Annotated in this window: 8 protein-coding genes; all 8 read left to right on the forward strand. The window is 70.9% G+C overall.

Features of this window, described 5'->3' with window-relative positions:
- The first annotated feature begins 11 nt into the window (after positions 1-11).
- Complete coding sequence (locus AC4IJH_RS37830; protein WP_490856517.1) at positions 12-851, forward strand: class I SAM-dependent methyltransferase; 840 nt, start codon at positions 12-14, stop codon at positions 849-851.
- Positions 848-1897 carry a class I SAM-dependent methyltransferase gene (locus tag AC4IJH_RS37835; RefSeq protein ID WP_490856518.1) on the forward strand — a complete coding sequence of 350 codons (1050 nt, stop codon included), beginning with the start codon at positions 848-850 and terminating at the stop codon, positions 1895-1897. Before AC4IJH_RS37830 ends, AC4IJH_RS37835 begins: the two co-directional genes overlap by 4 nt.
- Positions 1898-1998: 101 nt before the next feature.
- The gene (locus AC4IJH_RS37840; RefSeq protein ID WP_490856519.1) at positions 1999-2892 is read left to right on the forward strand and encodes a diiron oxygenase; all 894 of its coding nucleotides are present in this window, start codon (positions 1999-2001) and stop codon (positions 2890-2892) included.
- A gap of 95 nt (positions 2893-2987) precedes the next feature.
- Positions 2988-3878 carry a class-II aminoacyl-tRNA synthetase family protein gene (locus AC4IJH_RS37845; RefSeq protein WP_490856520.1) on the forward strand — a complete coding sequence of 297 codons (891 nt, stop codon included), beginning with the start codon at positions 2988-2990 and terminating at the stop codon, positions 3876-3878.
- 1 nt (position 3879) lies between these two features.
- Positions 3880-4617: a 4'-phosphopantetheinyl transferase superfamily protein gene (locus AC4IJH_RS37850; RefSeq protein ID WP_490856521.1), complete on the forward strand. Its 738-nt coding sequence runs from the start codon at positions 3880-3882 to the stop codon at positions 4615-4617.
- 1 nt (position 4618) lies between these two features.
- Positions 4619-5857, forward strand: coding sequence for a methionine adenosyltransferase (gene metK, locus AC4IJH_RS37855; RefSeq protein ID WP_490856522.1), 1239 nt, complete (start codon positions 4619-4621; stop codon positions 5855-5857).
- 1 nt (position 5858) lies between these two features.
- Positions 5859-6842: a carbohydrate kinase family protein gene (locus AC4IJH_RS37860; protein ID WP_490856523.1), complete on the forward strand. Its 984-nt coding sequence runs from the start codon at positions 5859-5861 to the stop codon at positions 6840-6842.
- Positions 6839-7617 (forward strand): homocysteine S-methyltransferase family protein (locus AC4IJH_RS37865; protein WP_490856524.1); only part of this gene is annotated, 779 nt, incomplete at its 3' end. The genes AC4IJH_RS37860 and AC4IJH_RS37865, both read left to right, overlap by 4 nt.

Below are 7617 nucleotides of genomic sequence, written 5' to 3' on the forward strand. Positions count from 1 at the left end.
GGGAGACCTCCATGGAGGCTGTGTCCCGGACTGCCCAGTGGACCGCCGCGGCGCGGGCGCTGGAGAGCGAGCGTGCGGATCGGCTGTTCGCCGACCCGTATGCGCGTACCGTCGCCGACGGCATCGGCTTCGAGCTGCTGGAGCGTTACGCGGGCGCCGGAACCGTGCCGTTCCTGGCCATCCGTACCACCTACCTGGACCGGGCCATCGTCCGTGCGGTCCAGGAGCGCGGCATCCGCCAGGTCGTCTTTCTCGCGGCCGGCATGGACACCCGCTTCTACCGGCTGCCCTGGCCGGACGGTGTGACCGTCTACGAACTGGACCGGCCCGCGCTGCTGGAGGCCAAGGCCGGGATGCTGGCGCGGGAGCCCGACCCGGCGGGGCGCGAGCGGCGCACCGTCGCCGTGGACCTGACCGAGGACTGGACCGGGGCGCTGAAGGAGGCCGGCTGGCGCTCGGAGGAGCCGGTGCTGTGGGTGGTGGAGGGGCTGCTGTTCTTCCTCCCCGAGGAGGCCGTACGCACCCTGATCACTACCCTGGCCGGGCACGCCGCGCCCGGTTCGGTCCTGCTCGGCGACGTCATCAGCCGCTCCGCGCTGCACAACCCGCTCTCCCGGCCCTTCCTCGACGCCCTGAAGGAGGACGGCAATCCGTGGCTCTTCGGCACCGAGGAGCCCGAGCGACTGCTGGCCGACTGCGGCTGGCAGGTGTGCGAGGTCAAGCAGCCGGGCGAACCGGGCGCCGACTTCGGGCGCTGGCCCTACGCCGTCACCCCGCGCGAGGTGCCGAGCGTCCCGCGCTCCTTCCTGTTCACCGCCCAGCTGCCCACCGGCGGGGAGGAGGCGGCATGAGCGAGCAGGCCACCGACTTCCACCAGCGCGTCATCGGTGACGCGGCCGCGGCGGTCCGCGGACTGACCGTATCCCTCGGCCAACGCCTGGGACTGTACGGGGCGTTGGCGGAGCACGGACCGCTCACCGCCGCCGCGCTGGCCGGGCGCTCGGGCATCACCGAGCGGTACGCGCGGGAGTGGCTGCACGCCCAGCTCAGCGCCGGGTACGTGACGCGGGACGCCGCCACCGACGCGTACACCCTGCCCGCCGCGCACGCCCCCGTCCTCGCCGACCCCACGGCGCTGACCTTCGCCGCGGGCTTCTTCACCGCGCTGAAGGCGCTGTACGCCACCGAGGACCTGCTCGTGGACGCCTACCGCAGTGGCGAGGGCGTGGGCTGGGCCGAGCACGACCCCGCGCTGGACACCGGCATGGGCAGCTTCTTCCAGCCCACCTACCAGCACAGACTCATCCCCGACTGGCTGCCAGCGCTGGAGGGCGTGACGGACAGGCTGGCGGCGGGCGGCACCGTCGCCGACGTCGGCTGCGGCGTCGGGCACACCACCTTGCTGATCGCCAAGGCCTTCCCGCGGGCGACGGTGTACGGCTTCGACTACTCCGAAGAGGCCATCGCCATCGCCCGCCGGCTCGCCGAGGACGCGGGCCTGGGCGACCGCGTCGTCTTCGACACCGCCTCGGCCGACGACTACCCCGGTTCCGGCTACGACCTGGTCACCTTCTTCAACTGCCTGCACGACATGGGCGACCCGGTGGCCGCCGCCCGGCACGTCCTCAAATCCCTTGATATGGACGGTACTTGGATGCTGGTGGAGTCCAATGTCTCGCCCGAGGACGTGGACACCCAGACGCCCGCGGCACGGATGTTCATGAGCCTGTCCGCGGTGATGTGCCTGCCGGTGGCCGTCGCCCAGCGCGGCCCGCACGCGCTCGGCAACCACTCCGGCGAGGCGGCCTTCGGCGCCATCGCCCGGGAGGCCGGCTTCACCCGCTGGCGCCGGGCCGCCGAGACCCCGGTCAACGCGGTGTACGAAGTCCGGCCCTGACGCGGCGGCCGCGCCCCGGCCACCGCCCCTCAGGCCCCGCCTGACCGAACCCTGAACTCACCCGCGTACACAACTCTTTGAGGGATTGAGAGGAGAGGCGTATGGCCGCCACGGCCCCGCTGCCCGTCACCGACCGGTTCCAGGACGTCCTGGCCCGGCTCAGCTCCAAGTCCATCGAGGACTACTACAACCCGTACCAGCAGTTCGCCTGGCCCGAACGGCTGGAGGAAGACCGGCTGTGGATGACCCCGGAGCTCCTCACCCCCTACGGCACCCCGCTCTTTGACGAACTCGGAGATCAGACCCTGCAACGGCTCTCGAAGTGGGAGAGCATAAATTTCTACAGCCTCAACGTGCATGGCATCCGCGAGCTGCTGATCGAGGTCGTGGGCCGGATTCACATGCCGGGCTTCGAGGTCCCCTCGGACTTCTTCCACCACTTCATCGGTGAGGAGAACGAACACATGTGGTTCTTCGCTGAGTTCTGTCGCCGCTACGGCGACAAGATCTACGGCTCCACGGCCATGCGGGCGGACTCCGCATGGGAGCCGGAGGTGGAGAACTTCCTCGTCTTCTCCCGCATTCTGTTCTTCGAGGAGCTGGTCGACCACTACAACGCGCGGATGGCGCAGGACGACGCACTGTGCGAGACGATCCGTCAGGTCAACCGCATCCATCACCAGGACGAGTCCCGGCACATCGCCTTCGGGCGCGAGCTGGTCTGCCTCCTTTACACCCGGATGTGCGAAACCGTCGGCAGGGACCGGCTGCGCGAGGTCGAGGCGTACCTCAAGCGGTATGTGGTCTTCAGCGTCAATTCGCTCTACAACCCGCACGTCTACCGCGACGCGGGAATCAAGGACCCGCTCGGACTGCGCAACGCGCTGCTCGCCGACGAGCGCCGGCGCGCACACGAACGGCGTGCCATCCGCAAGCCCCTCGCCTTCTTCCTCAAGACCGGAATCTTCACCGACGACGTGCTGCCGGTGGTCTGACCCATGGATTCGGACCCGCCGAATTCCCTGTGCGGAATTCCGGTTCGGATCCGCGACGGACCCCCCTGACCGAGCCCTCCTTCGAGAGGTGGCCCATGACCGTGACCACGCACACCGCACCGCCCGCCGCGCCCGTCGGCGGCCGGAGCGCACTGCCCTCCCTCGGCCCCGAAGGCACCGCCCTGCTCAGGCTGCTGGACGACACCTTCGAAAGCTGGGGACTGGCCGCCGGCGCTCGCGCGATGACGATGCCGCCGCTGCTCCCGGCCGCCGACCTGGCCCGCCTGGACTACTACGACAACTTCCCGCACCAGGCCGTCGTCGCCGCCCCCCTGGACCTCGCGCGCCGCACCGAGACGGGCAGCTCCACCTTCTGCAGCGAGACCGGCTGCTTCCCCTGCGACGCCCTGCAGCCCGCGGCCCTCGGCCTGCCCTCCGCCTCCTGTTACGCCGTCTACCTGGACCACCAGGGGCAGCAGGTCGCCCACGACACCCTGGTGACCGTCGTCGGCTGGTGCTTCCGCCAGGAGCAGCAGTACGAGGGCCTGCGCCGCCAGCTCGGCTTCCGGATGCGCGAGGTCGTCGCCATCGGGGGCCGCGAGCACGCCGAGCTGCACCTGCGCACCTTCACCGACACCATCACCTCCTTCGCCGCCGCCCTGGACCTGCCACTGCGCAAGGAGGCCGCCTGCGACCCCTTCTTCGACAAGGGCGGCTCCAAGGCCGTCCTGCAGCGGCTCGTACCGGTCAAGCACGAGTTCCTGTACGAGGACCTGGCGATCGCCTCCGTCAACACCCACCGCAACTTCTTCGGCGACCGCTGCGCCATCTCGCTGGCCGACGGCGGCCCGGCCTTCACCAGCTGTGTCGCCTTCGGCCTGGAGCGCTGGCTGTCCGCGCTCACCCGCCGGCACGGCAGCTGGGACGCGGCGAGCGCCGCCGTACAACGGGCCGGGGCCGAACTGCCGGCCGGGCCGGTGATCTGACATGACGGCCCGACCCGCCGCCGTGCCCTCGGGCGGCATGGGCTGGGCGCACCTCGGCATGGACATCGTGTCCGTGGGCCGGGTCCGCCGACTGCTGGCCGAGCACGGCGAGGCGTTCTTCGCGCGAATGCTCGTCCCCGGCGAACTCGCCGACTGCCGCACCTCCACAGGGCTGGACGCACTGAGCCTGTGCGGGCGCATCGCGGCCAAGGAAGCGGCCTTCAAGACCCTGCGGGTACGGGACCGCTTCCTGCCCTGGCGGGACATCGTGGTGCGGCGCTCCGACGGAGGCTGGCCGCTGGTCGAACTGCGCCGCGCCGCGGCTGACATGGCGGCCGAGTCCGGCATCACCGAGATCACGGTGAGCATCAGCCACGACGTGGACTACGCGGTCGCGGTCGCGGCGCCCGTCCTCGGCGATCCCACGCCCGCCCCCGTCACCGCCCCCGCACGTGATCACTCCCCTCTCACCGACCGCACCGTAAGGAGACACCCCATGGCTGACGGCCTGAACCAGGTCAAGGACTGGATCCTCAAGCGCCACGCCGACCGTGAGGACATCGCCCCCGACCTGGACCTGATCGAGAACCGGCTGATCGACTCGCTGTCCTTCGTCGAGTTCGTCTTCCTCCTGGAGCAGCTCAGCGGAAAGAACGTCGAGATGGAGACCCTGGAGATCGACGACATCCGCACCCTGTCCGCGATCGAGAACAACTTCTTCACCGAGGAGGTCGTCTGACATGACTGCTTCTGCCGGGCGTCGCCTGTTCACCTCCGAGTCCGTCACCGAAGGACACCCCGACAAGATCGCCGACCGGATCAGCGACACCGTCCTGGACGCCCTGCTCGCCCAGGACCCCGCCTCCCGGGTCGCGGTCGAGACCCTGATCACCACCGGGCTGGTGCAGATAGCGGGCGAGGTGACCACCTCCGCGTACGCGCCGATCCCGGCACTGGTGCGCGAGGCCATCCTCGACATCGGCTACGACACCTCCGCCAAGGGCTTCGACGGCGCCTCCTGCGGCGTCTCCGTCGCCATCGGCGCACAGTCCCCCGACATCGCCCAGGGCGTGGACACCGGCGGCAAGGACGGTGACGAGCTGAGCCGGCAGGGCGCCGGCGACCAGGGCCTGATGTTCGGCTACGCCTGCGACGACACCCCCGAGCTGATGCCGCTGCCCATCCACCTGGCCCACCGGCTCTCCCGCCGGCTCACCTCCGTACGCAAGGACGGCACCGTCCCCTACCTGCGCCCGGACGGCAAGACACAGGTCACCATCGAGTACGACGGGGACCGCCCCGTGCGCCTGGACACCGTGGTGGTCTCCACTCAGCACGCCGCCGACATCTCCCTGGAGGGGCTGCTGACCCCCGACATCCGGGAGTTCGTCGTCGAGCCGGAGCTCAAGGCGCTGGCCGAGCAGGGCGTGACGCTGGAGAGCGACGGCTACCGGCTGCTGGTCAACCCCACGGGCCGGTTCGAGATCGGCGGCCCGATGGGCGACGCGGGCCTGACCGGACGCAAGATCATCATCGATACGTACGGCGGCATGGCCCGCCACGGCGGCGGCGCCTTCTCCGGCAAGGACCCCTCCAAGGTGGACCGCTCGGCGGCGTACGCGATGCGCTGGGTCGCCAAGAACGTGGTGGCCGCCGGGCTCGCGCGGCGCTGCGAGGTGCAGGTCGCCTACGCGATCGGCAAGGCCGAGCCGGTCGGCCTGTTCGTGGAGACCTTCGGCACGGCGGCGGTGGCCGAGGAGCGGATCGCCGAGGCCATCGGCGAGGTCTTCGACCTGCGCCCGGCCGCCATCATCCGCGATCTGGACCTGCTGCGGCCGATCTACGCGGCGACCGCGGCGTACGGGCACTTCGGGCGCGAGCTGCCCGAGTTCACATGGGAGCGCACCGACCGGGTGGCCGCCCTGCGCCGGGCCGCCGGTGTGGCACCCACCGACGGGGATACGGGGAACGGGGCCTGAGATGCGACTTGCTGTCACGGGATCGATCGCCACCGACCATCTGATGACCTTTCCCGGCCGCTTCGCCGACCAACTGCTGGCGGACCGGCTGGAGAAGGTCTCCCTCTCGTTCCTCGCCGACGCACTGGAGGTACGGCGCGGGGGTGTGGCAGCAAACATCTCCTTCGGCCTGGGCCAGCTCGGCCTGCGCCCGGTGCTCGTGGGCGCGGTCGGCAGCGACTTCGAGCCCTACCGGGTGCACCTGAAACAGCACGGCGTGGACACCGAATCCGTCCACGTCAGCGACGAGCTGCACACCGCCCGCTTCGTCTGTACCACCGACCGTGACCACAACCAGATCGCCACCTTCTACGCCGGGGCGATGTCCCAGGCCCGGGACATCGACCTGGCGTCGGTCATCGCCCGGGTGGGCCGCCTGAACCTGGTCACCGTCTCGCCCGACGACCCGGCCGCGATGCTCCGGCACACCCGCACCTGCCGCGACCTGGGCGTGCCGTTCGCCGCCGACCCCTCCCAGCAGCTGGCGCGCCTGGAGCGCGAGGAGGTGCGCCAGCTCATCGACGGCGCCCGGTGGCTGTTCACCAACGAGTACGAGAGCGCGCTGCTCCAGGAGCGCGCAGGACTCACCGAGGAACAGGTGCTGGGCCGGGTCGGCGGCTGGGTCACCACGTACGGCGCGCAGGGCATCCGCATCCGGCGGGCGGGCGCACCCGTGACGGCCGTACCCGCCGTCGAGACCGGCGCCGCGGTGGACCCGACCGGCGTGGGCGACGCCTTCCGCGCGGGATTCCTGGCCGGACTGGCCTGGTCGATCCCGGAGACCTGCGCCGCCCAGCTGGGCTGCGCGGTGGCCGCCACCGCGCTGGGCAGCGTGGGCACCCAGGAGTATCTGCTGCGCCGCGAACCGCTGGTGGAGCGCGTCCGTTCGGCCTACGGGGCCGGCTGCACGGCGCACATCCTGAGCCACTTGAGGGGGATGTCGTGAGCGGGCAGGGCAACGGCGGGGCGAGCCTGCGCGAGGCCCTGGCCTCGCGGGTGGTGGTCGCCGACGGGGCGATGGGAACGATGCTCCAGGAACAGGACCCGACGCTGGAGGACTTCCAGCAGCTGGAGGGCTGCAACGAGATCCTCAACGTCACCCGCCCCGACATCGTGCGCGCGGTGCACGAGGCGTACTTCGCGGTGGGCGTGGACTGCGTGGAGACCAACACCTTCGGCGCGAACTTCGCGGCGCTGGGGGAGTACGACATCCCCGAGCGGGTCTTCGAGCTGTCCGAGGCGGGTGCGCGCATCGCCCGCGAGGTGGCGGACGAGTTCACCGCCGCCACCGGCCGGCAGCGGTGGGTGCTGGGCTCGATGGGGCCGGGTACGAAGCTGCCGACGCTGGGCCACGCGCCGTACGGGACGCTGCGCGACGCCTATCAGCAGAACGCCGAGGGCATGATCGCGGGCGGCGCGGACGCGCTGCTGATCGAGACGACGCAGGACCTGCTGCAGACCAAGGCCGCGATCCTGGGCGCGCGCCGGGCACTTGAGGGGTGCGGGGCGGATCTGCCGCTGATCTGCTCGGTGACGGTGGAGACCACCGGGACGATGCTGCTGGGCTCGGAGATCGGCGCGGCGCTGACCGCGCTGGAGCCGCTGGGCATCGACATGATCGGCCTCAACTGCGCCACCGGGCCCGCTGAGATGAGCGAGCACCTGCGCTATCTGGCCCGCAACTCCCGTGTCCCGCTGGCCTGCATGCCCAACGCGGGCCT

Source organism: Streptomyces sp. UF-297 (genome assembly GCF_058245575.1).

Excerpts from the sequence above, each read along its gene's own strand:
- AC4IJH_RS37830 (WP_490856517.1), top strand. The coding sequence starts at position 12 with ATGGAGGCTGTGTCCCGGACTGCCCAGTGGACCGCCGCGGCGCGGGCG.
- AC4IJH_RS37835 (WP_490856518.1), top strand. The coding sequence starts at position 848 with ATGAGCGAGCAGGCCACCGACTTCCACCAGCGCGTCATCGGTGACGCG.
- AC4IJH_RS37840 (WP_490856519.1), top strand. The coding sequence starts at position 1,999 with ATGGCCGCCACGGCCCCGCTGCCCGTCACCGACCGGTTCCAGGACGTC.
- AC4IJH_RS37845 (WP_490856520.1), top strand. The coding sequence starts at position 2,988 with ATGACCGTGACCACGCACACCGCACCGCCCGCCGCGCCCGTCGGCGGC.
- AC4IJH_RS37850 (WP_490856521.1), top strand. The coding sequence starts at position 3,880 with ATGACGGCCCGACCCGCCGCCGTGCCCTCGGGCGGCATGGGCTGGGCG.
- metK (WP_490856522.1), top strand. The coding sequence starts at position 4,619 with ATGACTGCTTCTGCCGGGCGTCGCCTGTTCACCTCCGAGTCCGTCACC.
- AC4IJH_RS37860 (WP_490856523.1), top strand. The coding sequence starts at position 5,859 with ATGCGACTTGCTGTCACGGGATCGATCGCCACCGACCATCTGATGACC.